This is a genomic window from Bacillus carboniphilus, from assembly GCF_039522365.1.
Lineage (GTDB): Bacteria > Bacillota > Bacilli > Bacillales > JC228 > Bacillus_BF > Bacillus_BF carboniphilus.
Genome location: NZ_BAAADJ010000023.1, coordinates 252,750 through 271,742, shown reverse-complemented (window position 1 = coordinate 271,742; position 18,993 = coordinate 252,750). Strand labels below are relative to the sequence as shown.

General features: G+C 38.8%; 15 protein-coding genes, 1 other RNA gene and 1 other annotated feature. Of the genes, 2 read left to right on the top strand and 14 right to left on the bottom strand.

Annotated elements, in window-relative coordinates; translation table 11 throughout:
• Positions 1–19: 19 nt before the first annotated feature.
• From ABDZ91_RS13485 to ABDZ91_RS13465, 5 genes are all read right to left on the bottom strand, one after another.
• Positions 20–679 carry a tetratricopeptide repeat protein gene (locus ABDZ91_RS13485; protein WP_343799796.1) on the bottom strand — a complete coding sequence of 220 codons (660 nt, stop codon included), beginning with the start codon at positions 677–679 and terminating at the stop codon, positions 20–22.
• Between the two features lie 452 nt (positions 680–1,131).
• Complete coding sequence (gene mnmA / locus ABDZ91_RS13480) at positions 1,132–2,247, bottom strand: tRNA 2-thiouridine(34) synthase MnmA (protein WP_343799795.1); 1,116 nt, start codon at positions 2,245–2,247, stop codon at positions 1,132–1,134.
• A 91-nt stretch (positions 2,248–2,338) separates the two neighbouring features.
• On the bottom strand, positions 2,339–3,484 hold the full coding sequence (locus ABDZ91_RS13475; protein ID WP_343799794.1) for a cysteine desulfurase family protein: 1,146 nt from the start codon (positions 3,482–3,484) through the stop codon (positions 2,339–2,341).
• Positions 3,485–3,505: 21 nt separating this feature from the next.
• Positions 3,506–3,925, bottom strand: coding sequence for a cysteine metabolism transcriptional regulator CymR (gene cymR, locus ABDZ91_RS13470; RefSeq protein ID WP_343799793.1), 420 nt, complete (start codon positions 3,923–3,925; stop codon positions 3,506–3,508).
• Positions 3,922–4,623, bottom strand: coding sequence for a YczE/YyaS/YitT family protein (locus ABDZ91_RS13465; RefSeq protein ID WP_343799791.1), 702 nt, complete (start codon positions 4,621–4,623; stop codon positions 3,922–3,924). The genes cymR and ABDZ91_RS13465 overlap by 4 nt, the downstream gene beginning before the upstream one ends.
• 130 nt (positions 4,624–4,753) lie before the next feature.
• Here ABDZ91_RS13465 and ABDZ91_RS13460 point away from each other — a divergent pair, with 130 nt between their 5' ends.
• A complete protein-coding gene (locus ABDZ91_RS13460; protein ID WP_343799789.1) occupies positions 4,754–6,031 on the top strand; it encodes a replication-associated recombination protein A in 1,278 nt (425 codons plus the stop codon).
• An 18-nt stretch (positions 6,032–6,049) separates the two neighbouring features.
• Here the strand turns inward: ABDZ91_RS13460 and ABDZ91_RS13455 are convergent, their stop codons facing one another.
• The 5 genes from ABDZ91_RS13455 to ABDZ91_RS13435 form a co-directional block, all read right to left on the bottom strand.
• Positions 6,050–6,826, bottom strand: coding sequence for a tRNA threonylcarbamoyladenosine dehydratase (locus tag ABDZ91_RS13455; RefSeq protein ID WP_343799787.1), 777 nt, complete (start codon positions 6,824–6,826; stop codon positions 6,050–6,052).
• A 413-nt stretch (positions 6,827–7,239) separates the two neighbouring features.
• Positions 7,240–7,428, bottom strand: a non-coding RNA gene (ssrS, locus tag ABDZ91_RS13450) — 6S RNA.
• A gap of 123 nt (positions 7,429–7,551) precedes the next feature.
• Positions 7,552–9,327: an aspartate--tRNA ligase gene (gene aspS / locus ABDZ91_RS13445; RefSeq protein WP_343799785.1), complete on the bottom strand. Its 1,776-nt coding sequence runs from the start codon at positions 9,325–9,327 to the stop codon at positions 7,552–7,554.
• A 19-nt stretch (positions 9,328–9,346) separates the two neighbouring features.
• On the bottom strand, positions 9,347–10,615 hold the full coding sequence (gene hisS / locus ABDZ91_RS13440) for a histidine--tRNA ligase (RefSeq protein WP_343799783.1): 1,269 nt from the start codon (positions 10,613–10,615) through the stop codon (positions 9,347–9,349).
• A gap of 98 nt (positions 10,616–10,713) precedes the next feature.
• Positions 10,714–10,947 (bottom strand) — a binding site (T-box leader).
• Positions 10,948–11,012: 65 nt separating this feature from the next.
• A complete protein-coding gene (locus ABDZ91_RS13435) occupies positions 11,013–11,174 on the bottom strand; it encodes a hypothetical protein (protein WP_343799781.1) in 162 nt (53 codons plus the stop codon).
• A gap of 217 nt (positions 11,175–11,391) precedes the next feature.
• Here ABDZ91_RS13435 and ABDZ91_RS13430 point away from each other — a divergent pair, with 217 nt between their 5' ends.
• The gene (locus ABDZ91_RS13430; RefSeq protein WP_343799779.1) at positions 11,392–13,221 is read left to right on the top strand and encodes an N-acetylmuramoyl-L-alanine amidase family protein; all 1,830 of its coding nucleotides are present in this window, start codon (positions 11,392–11,394) and stop codon (positions 13,219–13,221) included.
• A 31-nt stretch (positions 13,222–13,252) separates the two neighbouring features.
• On the opposite strand, the gene dtd is transcribed toward ABDZ91_RS13430, so the two are convergent.
• The 4 genes from dtd to recJ form a co-directional block, all read right to left on the bottom strand.
• Entirely contained in the window at positions 13,253–13,693 is a 441-nt protein-coding gene (gene dtd / locus ABDZ91_RS13425; RefSeq protein ID WP_343799777.1) for a D-aminoacyl-tRNA deacylase, read from the bottom strand.
• Between the two features lie 11 nt (positions 13,694–13,704).
• On the bottom strand, positions 13,705–15,897 hold the full coding sequence (locus ABDZ91_RS13420) for a RelA/SpoT family protein (protein WP_343799776.1): 2,193 nt from the start codon (positions 15,895–15,897) through the stop codon (positions 13,705–13,707).
• Between the two features lie 108 nt (positions 15,898–16,005).
• Entirely contained in the window at positions 16,006–16,521 is a 516-nt protein-coding gene (locus tag ABDZ91_RS13415) for an adenine phosphoribosyltransferase (protein ID WP_343799775.1), read from the bottom strand.
• A complete protein-coding gene (gene recJ, locus ABDZ91_RS13410) occupies positions 16,522–18,858 on the bottom strand; it encodes a single-stranded-DNA-specific exonuclease RecJ (protein WP_343799774.1) in 2,337 nt (778 codons plus the stop codon).
• Positions 18,859–18,993 lie beyond the last annotated feature (135 nt).

Below are 18,993 nucleotides of genomic sequence, written 5' to 3'. Positions count from 1 at the left end.
CTTCTTTCACCCTTTTAATTTACATACCTTGCTTTTCAATTAACTTTATCCCGTACGCAGAAAGCGCATGGTCTGGTTTTATTTCAATCGCTTTTTCAAAACACTCTTTTGCTTTTGTGAAGTTATTTTCATGCATATAATAAACAACGCCGAGGTTGTAATAGGCATCCGGTTCATTTGGTTTTAAATCTAAAACTTTTCCCATCTGAGTTTTAGCAGCTTCAAACAAGCCTAAACCACCTAAACATAGACCATACTGCAAATGCGCGTCAACATCCATTGGATTAAGTTCCGTGGCCCTTTGCAGATAAGGAAGGGCAAGCTTTGGTTGGTCCAGGTGAATCATACTCATACCCAACATAAAATAGTTATCAGCGGTTTGTAAGCCTTTCTTTAATGCCTTTTCAAAGGATTCCATGGCTTCTTTATATTTTTCGTTTTTATAATACAACGTTCCAATACTATAGTAAGCAGTAGCCATATCCTCGTCGATTTCAACTGCTTTTTTGAAAAGTGGTAGGGCTTTTTCATCCTCCCCCACTTGAATTAGAACATCTCCTAGATTTACATAATTAATCGCATTATCCGGTTCATCCTCAATAGCCTGTAAAAAGGACGAAGCGGCTGCCTCCAACTTTCCTTCTTGTAAATATGTAAGTCCTTGCTCACGAAGTGACATAGAATCACGCTCCTAGTTAGAAATAGTATACCATATGAGGAAAAGCATTAGAGCTTAATCAGCCGACAAGGCAAGCCAATAACAATTTTAAACTCTTGATGGTTTAAGTAAAAGATACTAACTTTAAGAAGTTTTTTTAAGAAGCCTATTTTCGTTGTGATTGTTGTTTCTTGCACCATTTGTTCAAGCAGTAGTTGATTGGAGTGGAAGGTGCTTGACTCATTTCCACTGCCTTGAAGAAAATATAATGGAAGCAGTGGAAAGTGGGAGGAAGGGACAAAGGAGACCCCGCAGGAGCGCAAGCGACGAGGAGGCTCCCGGACCGCCCGCGGAAAGCAAGCACCTGCAACGGAAATCAACGGCCATAGTTCAAGGGTCAACTATTGTTTAAAAGCAACAAACAATGTGAAAACAGCGTTAACAAAAGGAAAACCCCAACCAAAAGTTGAGGTTTAACCAACGTAATCAAGTATTTTATTATCTTTAAAAATTTGATCAATCGTTCCGCCACCTAGACATTCTTCATCACGATAGAATACAACAGATTGCCCTGGGGTAACGGCACGCACTGGACCATGGAATATGACCTTTACTGAGCCGTCATCTAATTTTTGTACCGTCACTGGGTGGTCTGGCTGACGATATCGGAATTTCGCCGTACATTCAAACGTTTCTGGCATGTCACCAACTGGAATCCAATTAACGTCTGTCGCAATGATGGAATCGGAATATAAGGAATCATTTTCGAAGCTTTGCCCAACATAGAGAGTATTCGTTTCAACATTTTTACCCACTACAAACCAAGGTTCACCCGCTCCACCAATTCCTAAACCATGGCGTTGTCCAATGGTGTAGTACATCAAGCCATCATGCTTCCCAACTTTTTCACCAGATAATGTTCTCATATCACCAGGTTGCGCTGGTAGATACTGACTTAAGAATTCCTTGAAATCACGCTCACCGATAAAACAAATACCTGTACTATCTTTTTTAGTAGCGGTAGCAAGGTCCGCTTCCTTTGCTTTTTCTCGGACTTCTTTTTTCTCCAGTTCTCCGATCGGGAACATGACTTTTTGAAGCTGCTCTTGAGAAAGTTGATTTAGGAAATACGTTTGGTCTTTGTTATTATCCACACCACGTAATAGCTTAACTTCCCCATTCTCTCTAGCTACTCTTGCATAGTGACCGGTTGCCACATAGTCAGCTCCCAGTTGAAGAGCATGCTCTAGAAAAGCCTTAAACTTTATTTCCTTATTACACATGACATCCGGATTTGGCGTTCTTCCCGCCTTATACTCGTCCAAGAAATACGTAAAGACTTTATTCCAGTATTGCTTTTCAAAGTTTACTGCGTAATAAGGTATACCTATTTGGTTACATACTCGTATTACATCGTTGTAATCCTCGGTGGCCGTACATACTCCATTTTCATCTGTATCATCCCAGTTTTTCATGAAGATCCCGACCACGTCATAGCCTTGCTCTTTCAGTAGTAAAGCCGTTACAGATGAATCAACTCCACCTGACATCCCTACCACTACTCTTGTATTTTCACGACTTTTTTCCATTTCAGTTCACCACCTTTTCTATCTTATTAGATCTATCTATTTCAAACTGAATATTAGTTCTTCAAAAACTTTTACCATTCTTGCATAGGTATTAGTAAGAAGTCAAACGTTTTGCAACGGCTGCCACAACTTCTGCTGCATCTACAATGTCTTCCTCAGTATTAAAAAGTCCAAAGCTGAATCGAATTGAGTTTCTTAATCTTTCTGAGTCAGACCCAAACATTGCCGATAAAACATGTGAAGGCTCTATAGAACCAGCTGTACAGGCAGATCCACTTGAAACTGAAACCCCACCTAAATCGAGATTTACTAAAAATGCCTCTACATCAAGACCTGGAAAAGATAGATTCAGTACATGTGGGAGAGAACTTTCTTGATTTCCATTTATATAAAATTTCACCTCTCGCTCCTGAAGCTCTTTTACAAGAAGAGATTTTAATTTTCGATAATAGGCTGCTTTTTGCTCCATTGTACTTTGTGCAATTTTAACAGCTTCTTCAAACCCAGCAATATTTGTGACATTTTCCGTTCCCGCTCGTCTTTTTCTTTCTTGTTCCCCACCATGTAGGGCTGGAGACAAGTTGATTCCTTCTTTCACATATAAAAAACCAGTTCCTTTTGGCCCATTAACCTTGTGTGCAGAAACACTTAAAGCATCTACCTTTAAAGTGTTCACATCAATTGGAATTAACCCATAGGCTTGGACAGCATCTGTATGAAAATACGCCTGATGATTTTCCAATAGATCTCCTATTTCCAGTATGGGCTGTATAGTTCCAACTTCATTATTTCCAAACATAATCGACACTAAAATGGTGTCATCTCTTAGGGCGTCTTTAAGCTCCTCCAGTGAAATGAGTCCCTCCTCATTCACTGGTAGATAGGTAACCTCAAACCCTTCTTTTTCTAGAGAGTGACAAGTATGAAGGACTGCATGGTGCTCAATGGAGGATGTAATGATATGCTTCCCTTGTCCATGATAACTTTGTGCGATTCCTTTAATCGCTAAATTATCGGCTTCTGTTCCACCGCTTGTAAAAATAAGTTCATTATATTTACAGCCAATACTTTTGGCTATTGTTGTTCTTGCATCATCGACAATTTGTCTGGCTCTTCTGCCGAAGGAATGTATACTAGACGGATTGCCATATATCTCCTGCATCACACTTGTAATCCTTTCAATCACATCAGGATGTACAGGGGATGTGGCAGCGTGGTCTAAGTAAATGTTTTTCAAACCAAAACCCTCATTTCATAACTAAATATAAAACATATATGAATCCGTGTCGCCATCTTCTGAATGGCTTGCTAGATCCTCTAATGTCGTTGAATCTAATACTTCTTTAACAGCATCCCTAATTCGAATAAATAACTCCCGTTTTGCAGGCTCTTCATCTTCAATTCCTTCGACTGGACTGATCGGTCCTTCTAAGATTCGAATGATATCTCCTGACGTTATTTGATTTGGCTCTTTAGCTAAAATGTAACCACCATAAGCCCCTCTTATACTTTTGACAAGACCACCATTTCTTAACGGAGCAATCAATTGCTCTAAATAGTGCTCGGATAATTCATGTGATTGTGCAATTGATTTTAGCGGAGTTGGGCCTTCCCCATGTTTTTTTGCCAACTCAATCATAATAGTTAATCCATATCTTCCTTTAGTTGAAATTTTCACAGACTGGCACCTCTTTTCATGCTTTGAGTATTTATTGGTTTAATTTTGGGAGAAATCGGACCAAACATTGAATCTGTTATCTTCTCACAAAGTGGGAGCGTCCAACCTAGAACTGGTCCAATTAAAAATGCGAATAAAAATGTTCCGATAAAAATGGGGCCGCCGAGTAACCAACCCACTACTAATACAAAAACCTCTAGTGCACTACGAACGTTCTGCACTTTCCAACCCGTTTTATCTCGAATGGCTAGCATGAGACTATCACGGGGACCAGCACCAATACGTGCTGAAATATATATACCCATTCCAATACCACCTATACCAATTCCCATTATACACATGAACACTTTTCCAACGAGTGAATCAGGTGTTTGAAGAAATGGTAAAAGCATATACAAATCAATAAACACACCGACAAGTAGCATGTTTAAAAAAGCTCCCATTTGCGGCCAGCTTTTCGTTAGAGCAGCCGTTACTCCTAAGATTAAAAATCCTACTATAATCGACCACGTTCCAATTGTTAAACCGAGCTGATAAAATAATCCGACATGCAATACATCCCAAGGTGTCGCACCAAGATCAGAAATAATAAGTAGCACAAATCCAAATGCCATAACTAGTAGCCCGACTATAAATATAACGAATCGACCGACCCAAGAACTTGATGTAGTTTTCAATTTACGTCTCTTCTTTCTCATAGGAGTTATAAACAATGTAATCATTTTACCAAAAATGCAAGTAAACAGATAGGGTTTTGCAGGCGTACATTTGTTCCACTTTCTTAAAAAGTGTGATACATTGAATGGGAAGATACTTGAGGTGACGAAAATGAGTGTTCAACCACTAGCATATAGAATGCGACCACGTACAATTGAAGAGGTCATTGGTCAACAACATTTGGTAGGGAATGGAAAAATGATTGATCGGATGGTGAGAGCAAAAAGATTATCATCGATGATTCTTTATGGACCTCCTGGAGTCGGAAAAACATCCATTGCCAGTGCAATTGCTGGAAGCACAAATTATGCCTTCCGTACTTTAAATGCTGTTACACATCAGAAAAAAGATTTACAAATCGTTGCAGAAGAAGCCAAAATGTCTGGTCGTGTCATTCTTTTACTCGATGAGGTACATCGATTAGATAAAGCGAAACAAGATTTCTTACTGCCATACTTAGAAAATGGAATGATTACACTGATAGGGGCAACAACCTCTAATCCGTATCATGCCATCAATCCTGCGATACGTAGCCGTTGTCAAATCTTCGAATGCAAACCATTAACAGATGAAGATATTTTAAAGGCATTAAAGCGTGCCCTGGTAGATGAAGAAAGAGGCTTAGGGAAGATGCCTATTGAAGTATCAGATGAAGCCTTAGTTCATTTATCATTTGCTTCAAATGGTGATGCAAGAAGTGCTTTAAATGCATTAGAGTTAGCTGCTCTTTCAACAGAGGTTGCAGAGGATGGAAAAATTCATATAACGACTAGCATTGCTGAGGAATGTATTCAAAAGAAAAGTTTCCACCACGATAAAGACGGAGATCAACATTACGATGTCCTATCTGCCTTTCAAAAATCAATCCGTGGTAGTGATGTAAACGCGGCTTTACATTATTTAGCCCGTCTAATTGAAGCTGAAGACCTTCCGAGTATTTCTCGAAGGATGCTTGTGATTGCGTATGAGGATATTGGTCTTGCAAATCCTCAAGCTGGACCACGTGCCCTAGCCGCTGTACAAACAGCTGAGAAAATTGGGTTCCCTGAGGCTAGAATACCGTTAGCAGCAGCTGTCATCGAACTGGCACTTTCCCCGAAATCAAATTCTGCTATTGTTGGAATTGATGAGGCATTATCCGATATTCGTAATGGAAAAATTGGAGAGGTTCCTCTTCACTTGAAGGATGCCCACTACAAAGGGGCAAAAGAATTAGGGCGGGGCATTGACTATTTATACCCACATAATTATGAAAATGGTTGGGTCAAACAGCAATATCTCCCTGACTTACTGAAGAACAAACGATATTTTAACCCAAAAACAACTGGGAAATTTGAACAAGCATTAAGTCAGGTTTATGAGAAAATTGAGGGTAGTAAAAAGAAATAGCGAAAAAAGCTCCAAGTCTTAGGACTTGGGGCTTTCATCTTTTACCCGCGTGATCGGGATATCTTTTAATATCTGGTTAATCGTATGTCCAGCCATAATTAAACCTGCTACAGATGGTACATAGGCATTAGAGGAAGGTGGCATTTGAGCCTTACGAATCGGTGCATCTTCTTTCCCCACGTATTTTTTAACTTCTTCTCTAATTACAATAGGTGATTCATCGGAGAACACCACATCTATCCCTTTATGAATCCCTTCTTTTCTTAGACGGGTTCTAATAACCTTTGCAATTGGATCCGTATGTGTTTTAGAAATATCTGCTACCTTAAAACGAGTTGGGTCCGTTTTGTTGGCTGCGCCCATACTTGAGATGATTGGAATATTACGCTTGAGACATTCCTTCATTAAATGTATTTTATAAACAATCGTATCCGATGCATCGATGACATAGTCTAGCCCATACTCAAAAAATTGCTCATACGTTTCTTCCGTATAGAACATCTTTAACGTAATAACATCACAATTAGGGTTAATATCTTCAATTCTCTTTTTCATAATATCCACTTTCGCTTGCCCAATTGTGGAGAGGGTGGCTGGAAGCTGTCGGTTCACATTAGTGATATCAACCGTGTCCTTATCTACGATCACAAGTCTACCAATGTTTGTTCTAGCCAGTGCTTCTACTGAAAAGGATCCAACACCACCGACACCCAGGACCGCAACTGTTGAATCTTCTAATTTTTTTAATCCTTCTTTACCAATGGCTAATTCATTTCGAGAAAATTGATGTAACATAAAAAATCACTCCATCATATTAAACTAACACTTATTATGTATATCTTGAACAGTAAAACTATATCATAGCCGTGTTTCATTGCAAGTTTTTGTTGGGAAATGGGGGAAGTTATCTTTTTTTGTGCTAGCTTAACGGTATGGTGGAGTTATTTCAGAAGTTATGGGATGTTATTCAGAACTTAGTGGTTATTATTCGGAACTTAGCAGAGGTTTTTCGGAACTTTTGAGGTGTTATTCAGAACTTTGAGGCTTCATTTCAGAACTCATGACTTTTTTTCGGAAGTCAGACCTGGTTTTTCAGAAATAAGAGTGTAAGTGAAATCAGTACCCCGCAATTTCCGGTCCCAGTAGTCCGATGTCCGAACCCAGCTCAAGTGGGACACTAAACCTGTCCCCTCTGTCCCAAATAAAAAACGAGTCCCGATCGTGCCGTTGCATGAAACCTTCGTTTTGAACCCGCTCTAAGCAGGTGGGTGCCCTGTTCTTCACGTAGTAAGTCCTCTCACCATGGAGGCATTTACGCAGTGTAGAAACTTATGTAGGCTCCCGATTCAGAAATGTTCGGTCAAAACAAGAAAGTACAACGTACACATCAGGACTCGTTTATTGGTTTTGTTGTTTGTATTTTAGCATAGCCAACAAGCTGTAATCAAGGTGACCAAAGCTGGAAATATCTTTATTTCCAAAATGGTTCTTTCGCTACTTGTGGACTAGCATAGGAATCGTTATCCTTCTTTCTTAGCTGTAGAAGAAAGGTGTAATTCAACTAATTGAGCTCCACTTACTTCCCCAGGTGCATTTGTCAACAAATCACTAGCACTTGCTGTTTTAGGGAATGCAATGGTTTCACGAAGATTTGAACGACCCGCAAGCAGCATAACCAGACGGTCTAAGCCAAGTGCGATTCCACCATGTGGAGGAGTACCATATTCAAATGCCTCTAATAAGAAACCAAATTGTTCATGTGCTTCCTCTTTTGAGAAGCCAAGAACTTCAAACATTTTTTCTTGAATATCCCTTTCAAAAATACGGAGTGAACCTCCACCTAATTCAAACCCATTTAATACAAGGTCATACGCTTGAGCTCTTACTTCACTTGGGTTTGATTCAAGTAATGGTAAGTCTTCACGTACAGGCATTGTAAATGGATGGTGGGCCGCATAGTAACGTCCTTCTTCTTCGTCATACTCAAGAAGTGGCCAGTCAGTGACCCAAAGGAAGTTAAAGGCTTTTTCATCCATCAGCCTTAAATCTTTTCCTAGCTTCAGGCGAAGGGCACCTAATGAATCGGCAACAACGGATGGTTTGTCTGCAACGAAAAGAAGAAGGTCTCCTTTTTCAGCAGAGAAAGCACTAATCAGTTCAGCTTGTTTCTCTTCATTAAAGAACTTACTGATTGGTCCTTTAAGCTCTCCGTCCTCTACTTTTAACCAAGCCAATCCTTTCGCACCGTAACGAGAAACATATTCCGTTAATCCATCAATATCTTTACGAGAGTATTGCTCTGCTGCACCTTTAACATTGATACCTTTCACTTGTCCACCGTTTTGTACAGTTGATGCAAATACTTTGAAATCAGAATCTACAACAACCTCAGCGACGTTAACTAATTCAAGTCCAAAGCGAGTGTCTGGCTTATCAGAACCATATCGATCCATCGCTTCTTGATAGGTCATGCGAGGGAAAGCACCATCTAACTCGATACCTTTTACATCGTTCATGACGAGTTTCATCATGTCTTCCATCATTGAAATGATGTCCTCACTACTTAAGAAGCTAGTCTCAATATCGACTTGTGTAAATTCAGGCTGTCTGTCCGCTCTTAAATCTTCATCTCTAAAACAACGAGCGATTTGATAATAGCGTTCGAATCCACCCACCATTAGTAACTGCTTAAAAAGCTGAGGTGATTGAGGTAATGCATAAAACTCACCGGGATGCACACGGCTTGGTACTAAGTAGTCTCTTGCACCTTCAGGCGTACTTTTTGTTAGAATTGGAGTTTCAACTTCTAAGAAACCATTTTCATCTAAATAGTTACGAATCGTTTTTGTAATATTGTGTCTTAACTTAAAGGTCTCAAACATAGCTGGTCTTCTAAGGTCTAAGTAACGATGCTTTAAACGCACTTCCTCAGATACATCGGTCTGGTCAGCAATGACAAAAGGAGGTGTTTTTGCTTCGTTAATAATGTTTATTTCAGTAGCAGACACTTCAATTTTACCTGTCTTGAGATTTTCATTGATGGTTCCTTCTTCACGACCAACTACTTTACCTCGGATATCAAGAACGTACTCACTTCTAACTTTCTCTGCTACTTCCAATGCTTCTTTTGATACATCTGGATTAAAAACAACTTGAACAATTCCCGTTCTATCACGAAGATCAATGAAGATTAGTCCCCCTAAATCTCTTCGCTTCTGAACCCAACCTTTTAAAACAACTTCTTCACCAATCATTTGTTCTGTCACTTCGCCACAGAAATACGATCTACCAAACATGTTGTCTCCTCCTTAGCTCTTATGCTGTTCTAATGTGTTCAACCAATTCTGATAAACTAACTTCTACCTGGTCACCTGATTCCATATTCTTAACCAGCGCTACACCTTTTTCAATTTCGTCATCACCTAGAATAACAACGAAACGTGCATGTAATCGGTTTGCAGATTTCATTTGAGCTTTCATTTTGCGGTCTAAGTAATCTGTTTCAGCTGCAACGCCATTCATTCTCATCTCTTGTAAAAGTGGCAAAGTCTTTTCTCTTGCGGATTCTCCAAGACCCACTAAATAGCAATCTAAAGGCTTTGCAAAATGGATGTCGAGTTGTTCTGCCTCGATAGCAGAAAGTAATCTTTCTACACTAAATGCGAAACCAATTCCTGGTGTTTCCGGACCGCCTAAGTCCTCTACTAGTCCGTTATATCTTCCACCACCACAGAGTGTTGTAATAGCACCAAAACCTTCAGCATTACTCATGATTTCAAAAGCAGTGTGATTGTAGTAATCTAAGCCACGAACAAGATTAGGATCTACTTCAAATGGAATCCCTAAGCCATTTAAAAAGGTCTGAACCTTTTGGAAATACTCTTTAGAGGAATCATTGAGATACTCTAAAATAGATGGAGCAGTTTTCATCAAGTCATGGTCGCGATCCTTTTTACAATCCAATATACGTAAAGGATTTTGTTCCAAACGATTTTGGCAATCAGAACAAAATTCATGAATGCTGCCTTTAAAGTGATTAACCAGCGCTTCTCGGTAAGCCAACCTACTATCCTGATCCCCTAGGCTATTGATAACTAGCTTAATGTTTTTCAATCCGACTTTTTTGTAAATATTCATGGCCAATGAAATGACTTCTGCGTCAATGGCTGGATCATTACTACCCAGTGCCTCTACCCCAAACTGGACAAACTGTCTAAATCGACCTGCTTGTGGGCGTTCGTAACGGAACATTGGCCCTAAGTAATATAGTTTTACTGGTTGGTCTGGTAGACCGTGCATCTTATTCTCTACAAATGAACGTGCTACAGATGCTGTTCCCTCTGGTCTTAATGTAATGCTACGATCTCCTCGATCTTTGAAAGTGTACATTTCTTTTTGAACGATATCAGTTGAATCTCCAACCCCTCTTTGAAAGAGTTCAGTGTGCTCAAAAATAGGAGTTCGGATTTCTTTGTATTGATAATTCGTACATAATTCTCTCGCAATTTGTTCAACCCATTGCCATTTTTCACTTTCTCCAGGCAATATGTCTTGTGTTCCACGTGGGATTTGAATATTACTCATACTTTCCCCTCCTTATGGTATGTAGAAGATACTTCGAAATGAGCTATGCTAAAACTAGGAAGGGTTTGTTTTTTAAACACAAAAAAGCCCTCATCCCAAGAAGGGACGAGAGCAAACCCGTGGTACCACCCTAATTAAAAACATAGTCATGTTTTCATCTTCAATCGTTAACGCCTGTATACGTTCTCCATCTACTAGTCCGATCCTCGGTGTTCGATGTGAAACCTAAAGAGTGTCTTTCATTAAGTCACTATGTGAAAATGTTTCCAGCCATAGACATTCTCTCTCTGTACACGTATCTCTTAACTACTTTTCTCTATCATTGGTTCGAAAATATTTAATTATTACATTATCATAAGAATCCTTGACCTCAATGTCAAGATGTATTCTCATTATTTTATCTAAGATGTCTTTTTAACTTTCTAATATTATGAGCAGAAACACCAAATTCCGTTGCCATCTCCATAGACAATTCCTTCGAAAGAGGATCATGAAGGTTCACTCCAAAAGCTTCCTGTTTTTGTCGGTGAGCTATATTCTTATTGTGATCGATTCTCATAAAATCCTCCATCCTTTACTTGATTTATATCTAGTTTGTCCCATTTGCTGGATAATGTAACACCAATTATTTGAATTCCTTTTAATTTTTTCTAAAAGAAAAAAAGGGATTTATTTCCCCTCTCACGAAAATAAGTAAAAGGTTTGTTTAATTTACTTACATAACATTTATTTTGTCTATAAAGTTGTCGATATTTAATGTAGAAAGGGGATTCAGCATGTTTAAAAAGGGAATCACGATTGTCCTCACTTTTCTATTAGTATTGCCTGTACTCTTTCGGGCAATTCCTGCTTATTCAAATGATGAACAGGTGATAATTAAAGTTGAAAATCTAAATGTAAGAGAAGGACCTGGTTTAACATACGGGATTATTGGATCAGTCCAAAAAGGCGAGAGCTATAAGGTTATGGAACGAAAAGAGGACTGGATTAAAATTTCACTTCCAAAAAATCGGAGTGGCTGGGTTGCCAACTGGTTGGTTGAGGAGACTAGGGTTAAAACAGCTCAAAGTAACCAGGCAGTAGTTACTGTCGATGGCCTGAGAATACGTAAGGGACCTGGTATACATTTTGGTGTCATTGGATTTGTTAATCAGGACCAGTATGTAACTGTTTTGAACTCAGTAGAAGGCTGGGTAAACATTTCTTCTAATAATGTAAATGGTTGGGTATCAAAAGATTTTCTAAAGTTTATGCCCACTCAAGAAGAAGTCAAAACTCCTTCCAATCTAACTGGGACCATTACAGTTAATCGTCTCAACGTCAGAAATGAACCTTCATTATCTAGTTCTGTAATTGGGAAGTTAAATGAAGGAGAAGAGGTTCGAGTTCAACAAGTCGGATCTGACTGGGTGAAAATAGAATTTAACGAAACCAAAGCATGGGTAAGTGCCGATTATGTTCTAATTAAAGAAAAAGAGGAAAACTCAAATAATGATAGTGAACAGATTGAAGAAGAGGAAGATATAGAAGTAACTAACCCAGACCAACCCTCTTCGGAAGAGGAAAAAACAGAGCCCCCTACTTCTGATCAAACAGTAGAGCAGCCGGCTGTAGTCACAGCCTCGATTCTGAATGTTCGTGAAGAAGGTTCACTCTCAAGCAACATTATGGATAATGTAGCAAATGGCGAAAAAGTAACCATTATAGAAGAACAAAATAATTGGAATAAAATCCGCTATCAGGACAATAAAATAGGCTGGGTGGCCGGATGGTTTCTCGAAAAAGTAAAAAATACACCTAGTCCTGAAAAACCTGCGACTCCAGAAGAACAAGAAGAAATTATGATCCTATACAATGGAACTAACATTCGGGGAGGTCCTGCTACTAGCTATCCGGTTGTACAAAGAGCTAATCAGGGACAGACCTTTAAAATTGTTAGTAAAGTAGGCGATTGGTATGAGATTGAAGTAACTCCTCAGAATCAAGCCTATGTAGCTGGATGGATTGTATCCTCATCCAATGCGGAGAGTTCGGTTGAAAAAACTGGAGAAGCTCAATATTTAACAGGTAAAATAATTGTAATTGATGCTGGCCATGGGGGCGAAGATCGAGGTACTACGGGGTCTTCAGGTACACTCGAGAAGAAACTAACCGCTCGAACTAGTGAGCTATTGGCAGAAAAATTACGTTCTGCTGGTGCGAAGGTCGTTTTAACAAGAAGTGATGACCGATACTTATCTTTACGCTCTAGAGTCAGCTTGGCTCATTATTACTATGCAGATGTATTTATCAGCTTGCACTATGATAGCTTCCAAGATTCAAGTGTAAATGGTATTACTTCATACTACTATAATTCAACCAATAAGGCTCTGGCACAAATGGTCCAATCAGAAATGATTGGGAAAACGAAATTAAATGACAGAGGCGCTCGTTTCGGCAACTACTTCGTATTAAGAGAAAATAAGCAGCCGGCCATTCTTTTAGAGCTTGGGTACTTAAGTAACCCAATGGAAGAGGTAACGGTTCAAACTTCTCAATATCAGGAACAAGTAACCTCGGCTATTTACTACGGTTTGGCAAAATATTTTAAAAGTATAAAAAGGTAAAAAAAGAACCAGACATTTTTATTGTCTGGTTCTATTTGCTTTCTATAATCAAGGTGACAGGTCCATCATTGATGAGGTCTACATCCATCATGGCTCCAAACACACCCGTTTCCACCTTGACATCTTGCTCACCTAAAAACTTGTTAAATTGATTATATAGTTGCTCTGCAAATTCTGGCCTAGCAGCATTCATAAAGTTGGGCCTTCTCCCTTTACGACAATCCCCGTAGAGAGTGAACTGTGAGACGGATAGAATTTCTCCACCCACATCCTTTAGAGACAAGTTCATCTTACCCTCATCATCCTCAAAGACTCGCAGATTGACAATTTTATCAGCTAGATATTTGGCGTCCTCTTCCGTATCTTCATGGGTAACTCCAACTAAGAGTACAAAACCCCTACCAATCTCACCGACGGTATTATTCTCGACAACGACGGAGCCACGCTTTACACGTTGTAGTACAACTTTCATTCTAAAACTCCTTAACTCATCATTCTTCGAACCGAATAAATGTCTGGAAGCTGCTTGATACGGTCCACCACTTTTTGTAAATGGCTCTTATTATGAATAGAAATAGACATATTGATGGTGGCCATTTTATTACGATCAGATCGTCCTGTTACAGCTGTAATGTTTGTCTTCGTCTCATTAACAGCTTGCAACACTTCATTTAATAAACCTCTACGATCAAATCCATTGATTTCGATATCAACGTTGTATTCTTTTCGTTGAAGTGTATTTCCTTCCCACTCAACAGGTATAATCCGACTTTTGGCATCATCCGTATGAACATTCGGACAATCCGATCTATGAACAGACACTCCTCGGCCTTTTGTGATATACCCCATAATATCGTCACCAGGAATAGGGTTACAGCATCTTGATAAACGGATTAAGAGGTTATCAATTCCTTTTACTCTTACCCCAGAGTCTCGTTTCTTAATCGGTTGAGTCTTCATGTCTGGTAAAGATTCTACAAAAGTATTTTCTTGTTCTAAATTACGTTTCTTTCTCCATTTTTCAGTTAGTCGATTGGCAACCTGAAGAGCCGTAATTCCGTTATAACCGACCGCAGCAAACATATCTTCCTCATTAGCAAAATTAAACTTCTCAGCAACCTTCTTAAGATTATCCGGAGTCATAATTTCTTTTAAATCAAATTCCATATTCCGAATTTCTTTTTCAACCCATTCTTTCCCTTTTTCTACATTCTCATCACGGCTTTGTTTCTTGAAGAAGTTACGAATCTTATTTTTTGCTTGGGAAGTTTGGGCAAGCTTTAACCAATCCTTACTCGGACCATAGGAATGCTTAGAAGTCATGATTTCAATGATATCCCCTGTTTTCAGACGGTAATCAAGTGGAACCATTTTCCCATTTATCTTCGCACCAATCGTTTTATTTCCAATCTCCGAGTGGATTCGGTATGCAAAGTCAATAGGAACAGAGCCAGAAGGTAACTCAATCACATCTCCTTTAGGTGTAAAAACAAAGACCATGTCAGAGAATAGATCAATTTTTAAGGACTCCATAAATTCTTCTGCATCATTTGTATTATTTTGGAACTCTAGTATCTCTCTAAACCACGTTAGTTTTTTATCAAAGCTGAGGCCTTCAGATACCTTCTTTCCTTCTTTATAAGCCCAGTGGGCAGCAATCCCGAATTCCGCGATACGGTGTTGTTCAAACGTTCGGATTTGTACTTCTAATGGATCACCCTTTGGTCCGATGACCGTCGTATGAAGGGATTGGTACATGTTAGGCTTTGGCATTGCAATATAATCTTTGAAACGACCCGGCATTGGCTTCCAGCATGTATGAATAATTCCTAATACAGCGTAGCAATCCTTAATATTCTGAACAATAACACGGACTGCTAACAGATCATAAATTTCATTAAACTGCTTATTTTGAAGGGCCATTTTACGATATATAGAATAAATGTGCTTAGGTCTTCCTGTTATTTCTGCCTTAATATTCACATCTTTTAGTCGATTCTTAACATCTTGAACGACATCATCTAAGTACTCTTCCCGCTCCGCTCTCTTTCTTTTCATCAAATTAACAATTCGATAATATTGTTGCGGGTTTAAATACCGAAGAGCTGTATCTTCTAATTCCCATTTAATTTTAGAAATACCGAGTCGATGCGCAAGAGGTGCAAAAATCTCTAACGTTTCATTTGCAATCCTTCTTTGCTTTTCCAAAGGTAAATGCTTAAGAGTTCTCATATTATGAAGTCTGTCAGCAAGCTTTATCAAGATCACACGAATATCTTGAGCCATAGCAACAAACATTTTTCGATGATTTTCAGCTTGTTGTTCTTCTTGAGATTTATATTTAATCTTCCCTAACTTCGTCACACCATCAACAAGCATAGCTACTTCATCATTAAACGCTTCACGAAGCTCGTCTAAGGTTACGTCGGTGTCTTCTACGACATCATGAAGAAACCCTGCAGCAACCGTGGAAGGGTCCATCTCTAAGTCTGCTAATATTCCAGCCACTTGAATGGGGTGGATAATATAAGGTTCACCAGATTTACGATATTGTTCTCTGTGAGCATTCTCAGCAAACTTATATGCTTTTTCTACTAAGGAAACGTGTTCCTCATTTAAATATTTTCTAGCCCTATCGAAAACTTGATCGGGCGTTAAAACTTGATCGTTTGCCATTACATCACCTTACGTTCCATTTAGGAGTTGACCTTATTATATGAAATGCTGGAGCACTTGTACACCATTAGGTATGTGTATGAAAAGAAGCACTTCAGTACGAAGTGCTTACTCATATCTCATTAGTGTTAAAATGTCATAACCGTCTAGTTTGCTTCTTCCATCGAGATAAGCTAACTCTATCAAGAAGGCAATTCCCACTACAACTCCACCCAGTTTTTCAACAAGTTGAATCGTAGCTTCAATTGTACCACCAGTTGCAAGTAAGTCATCTGTAATTAAGACACGTTGTCCTGGTTTAATTGCATCTTTATGAATCGTTAAGCTATCTTTACCGTACTCAAGACCGTATTCTACTTTGATTGTTTCTCTTGGTAGCTTTCCTTCTTTACGAACTGGAGCAAATCCAACTTCCATTGCATATGCAACTGGACATCCAATAATAAAGCCTCTTGCCTCTGGTCCAACAACAAGATCGATATCCTTTTCTTTTGCATATTCTACAATTTGATCGGTAGCATATTTATAGGCTTCACCGTTGTCCATCAAGGTTGTAATATCTTTAAATTTAATACCTGGTTTTGGCCAATCTTCAACAATTGTTACATATGGTTTTAAGTCCATTTACTTAATTTCCTCCCTAGCTCTCTCATTCCTATGACTTAGACTTCCAAACAGAGTCTTAAGTTCAGAATAGGATGAGTAAACAAGCTCTTTCTCCAATTCTACTCTCTCTTCCTTCTTTCTAAAAGTAGGAGAGTCTGTTAAATCACGCTTTTGTTTTGTGGGACCAATCGTCACCACACCATTGTCTATTGTAACAAATTCCAGTTCAAAAAACACCTTACAGATAAATTCTATCGTTTCATTTGTCCAACCTCTACGTTTAGCTAGAGCAACTCCATGTTTTTTTAAATCAAAAGATTGGTTTTTCAATAAGAATCCGTAGAACCATTTAAAATGTTCTCTAGTAGGAATGGTTTGCAAAAAGTGGTTTTCCATACTAGAAAAATGTGCATATATTCTAGCGGGCATTCCGTTAGATAAAACTTGTTCAAGGTCACGTTTACTTAAAGGTAAGTCAAGTAAGACGACAAAGTCTGATGGATCAATTTCTGCATCTAGAATATGAGAAACATAATCCATATATTGGCCTCTTAATAATGATACTGATTTCTCATCAAATATTATGATCTTAAGCTTGTCCTTCGGTAAATGGTTTAACTTTTCGAGTAACCCTTGAATTCCTCTCCAGTCAAAAAGCTGCCACTCTGAAATCGAAATATCCTGCATCATTAACTGTGGTTTTTTACGATTATTCCATTCGTTAATAGATAGCTCCCCGACAATATTTACTTGTGAAAAAGGAGACATTTCTTCTGCGAGCTCTCCATATCCAAAACCAATGACATCCATTTGGTGTTGCTCTCCAATTAACATTTTTAAATGATTTTTGTCTGCCCCTATTTTTCTAAGATCTGCAATGGGTGATTGTTCAATTAAGATCTTTGGTTTCGGGTTCTGGACTCCAAATGGTGCGAGTAATTTCATTTCTTCTATGGCTTCTATATCAATGTCTTCCAGTTGTAAGGTGGCATCTAAATGAAGAACGGGAGTAAGGTCCTCTTCACTGAGTTTCTCTAAAGCCAAGCTGTTCATTCTTTTTCTGAATTCTTCCAAATCACTAGCTTTCAATGACATTCCCGCTGCCATTGGATGTCCGCCATAATGAGGTAGCAGTTCCTTTACTTCTGTTAAATTTTCATACAGGTCAAAACCTTCAATACTTCGAGCTGAACCTTTCGCTGTTCCCTCAACTGGATCAATACTGAATACAAAAGTAGGTCGATAGAAATCATTCACCAACCGCGAAGCTACAATTCCGATAACCCCAGAATTCCAGCCTTCATTAGCTACTACAATCACTCGATCCTTCTCTAAGTCATGTGTTTCGTGAACTTGTGCAATAGCTTCCTTTACTGTCTCTTGAACAATTTTTTGTCTCTCTTTATTTAATGCTTCAATTTCTGAAGCGTACTCATCTGCTTCCAATTGGTCTTTTGATAGCAGAAGTAAGACTGCGATAGAGGCAGAGGTAAGTCTTCCTGCCGCATTGATTCTTGGCCCAAGGGTAAACCCGATTGTTTCTTCATCCACATTCCCGGGATCTACTTTTGCTTTTGCTAAAAGAGAGAGAAGCCCTTTTCTCGTTGTTTTCCTTAAATGTTTAAGCCCTTCTATAACAATTAATCTGTTTTCATCTTGAAGTGGAACTAAATCCGCGATAGTCCCAATACAAACTAGTTCTAATAATTGCTCTGGGAGTTTACCATAAAGTGCATGTGCAACTTTCCAAGCTACTCCAACACCTGCTAAAGAAGCAAAAGGATATTTCTCCCCAACTCTTGGGTGGATAATGGCCAAAGCATTGGGCAATGTCTCACCAGGTTCATGGTGATCCGTAATAATGACATCCATCCCTAATTCATTGGCAAACTCAATTTCTTCTTGAGCAGATATTCCCGTATCCACTGTAATGATTAGGCTGATTCCTTCTTCTTTAGCTTGATAGAAAGCCTCTTTATTAGGCCCATATCCTTCTGTAAAACGGTCCGGAATGTAGAATTGCACGTTAGCCCCTAAATCTTGAAGAACTGTCATCATAACAGTAGTACTCGTTACACCATCTGCATCATAATCTCCAAAAACTAGTATGGCCTCATTTTTGTCAATAGCCTTTTGAATTCTCGCTACAGCCTTTTCCATGTCTCGCATTAGAAACGGATCATGAAAGGTTAACTGGTCTGTATGTATAAAACTTTTGGCCGATTCTATATCATCTAATCCTCTACTAGATAAAAGCTTAGCAACTATAGGTGATACATTTAGTTCTTTTGATAAAAGCTGAATGTTTTCTGGATTTTCTTCCGAAACCATCCATCTATTTTTGGATTTAAGCATACGTTCACCCCTCAACCTCACTAATTATACAAGACTCCATAGTGCCCTTCAATGACAACAATTGTATATCTTTTTGTATTTTGTAGGGAATAACTGATACTTGTATGCTTAATTCCTATATGGAAGGGAGGGAGA

What these genes read in the sequence shown, in the direction of transcription:
- ABDZ91_RS13485 (WP_343799796.1), bottom strand. Translation starts at nt 679, where the DNA reads ATGTCACTTCGTGAGCAAGGACTTACATATTTACAAGAAGGAAAGTTG.
- mnmA (WP_343799795.1), bottom strand. Translation starts at nt 2,247, where the DNA reads ATGGAAAAAAGTCGTGAAAATACAAGAGTAGTGGTAGGGATGTCAGGT.
- ABDZ91_RS13465 (WP_343799791.1), bottom strand. Translation starts at nt 4,623, where the DNA reads ATGAGAAAGAAGAGACGTAAATTGAAAACTACATCAAGTTCTTGGGTC.
- ABDZ91_RS13460 (WP_343799789.1), top strand. Translation starts at nt 4,754, where the DNA reads ATGAGTGTTCAACCACTAGCATATAGAATGCGACCACGTACAATTGAA.
- ABDZ91_RS13455 (WP_343799787.1), bottom strand. Translation starts at nt 6,826, where the DNA reads ATGTTACATCAATTTTCTCGAAATGAATTAGCCATTGGTAAAGAAGGA.
- aspS (WP_343799785.1), bottom strand. Translation starts at nt 9,327, where the DNA reads ATGTTTGGTAGATCGTATTTCTGTGGCGAAGTGACAGAACAAATGATT.
- hisS (WP_343799783.1), bottom strand. Translation starts at nt 10,615, where the DNA reads ATGAGTAATATTCAAATCCCACGTGGAACACAAGACATATTGCCTGGA.
- ABDZ91_RS13435 (WP_343799781.1), bottom strand. Translation starts at nt 11,174, where the DNA reads ATGAGAATCGATCACAATAAGAATATAGCTCACCGACAAAAACAGGAA.
- ABDZ91_RS13430 (WP_343799779.1), top strand. Translation starts at nt 11,392, where the DNA reads ATGTTTAAAAAGGGAATCACGATTGTCCTCACTTTTCTATTAGTATTG.
- dtd (WP_343799777.1), bottom strand. Translation starts at nt 13,693, where the DNA reads ATGAAAGTTGTACTACAACGTGTAAAGCGTGGCTCCGTCGTTGTCGAG.
- ABDZ91_RS13420 (WP_343799776.1), bottom strand. Translation starts at nt 15,897, where the DNA reads ATGGCAAACGATCAAGTTTTAACGCCCGATCAAGTTTTCGATAGGGCT.
- ABDZ91_RS13415 (WP_343799775.1), bottom strand. Translation starts at nt 16,521, where the DNA reads ATGGACTTAAAACCATATGTAACAATTGTTGAAGATTGGCCAAAACCA.
- recJ (WP_343799774.1), bottom strand. Translation starts at nt 18,858, where the DNA reads ATGCTTAAATCCAAAAATAGATGGATGGTTTCGGAAGAAAATCCAGAA.